The sequence below is a fragment of the Novosphingobium sp. KN65.2 genome, assembly GCF_001368935.1.
Taxonomy (GTDB): domain Bacteria; phylum Pseudomonadota; class Alphaproteobacteria; order Sphingomonadales; family Sphingomonadaceae; genus Novosphingobium; species Novosphingobium mathurense.
Genome location: NZ_CCBH010000221.1, coordinates 1 through 696 on the forward strand (window position 1 = coordinate 1; position 696 = coordinate 696).

The window sequence follows — 696 nt, forward strand, 5'->3', positions numbered from 1 at the left end:
GGCGCAAGCCTCCCGCTGCCCGCTCGATCGGCCTCGAAATTGATCCGGCTACCTTTGAGTGCTTCGGCTCGATCGCGGCAGAGGAATCGAGCGCGTTCGATGGCGCGGCCGTCGAAACCTACAACGTCGATTGCCTCGCCTTCCTGCGCGATTTCGACTTTTCGGCCGCTGGGCGCGTGCTGATCTATGCTGATCCGCCCTATGTCCTCGCCACGCGCTCCCATCCGGGCACGCGCTACCGCTATGACTATACGGAAGCGGACCATAGGGAACTGCTGGCCGTCCTCGATGCGCTGCCCGCCTCGGTGATGATTTCAGGCTATCCCTCGTCCCTGTATAGCGAACTGCTGCCCGCGCCGCGCTGGCGCGTCCTGTCCTATCAGGCCATGACGCGAGGCGGGCCGCGCACCGAATGTCTATGGATGAACTATGCGCCCGACGCGGCGCATTGGGCCACCCATGCCGGGGTGGATTTCACCGATCGCCAGAGGATCAAGCGCAAGGCGGCACGTTGGAAACGCATGTTTAGCGAGCTGCCTGCGGGCGAGCGAATTGCGATCCTCGCCGCGCTGCTGGAAGTGGACTCATAGCAGGCCAGCGCCGCACTCGTTGCCGTTGTGAAATGATTAACCAAAGCATCCTAGATCAGCCCTGCGACCCGAAGAACCTTTCTCGATCATTTAGCCCGCCTTATTC

General features: G+C 62.1%; 1 protein-coding gene. It reads left to right on the forward strand.

Annotated features, from left to right (window positions below; genetic code table 11):
- A partial coding sequence (locus SPHV1_RS23385; RefSeq protein ID WP_054948402.1) for a DNA adenine methylase occupies positions 1-590 on the forward strand: 590 nt, incomplete at its 5' end.
- Between the last annotated feature and the right edge of the window lie 106 nt (positions 591-696).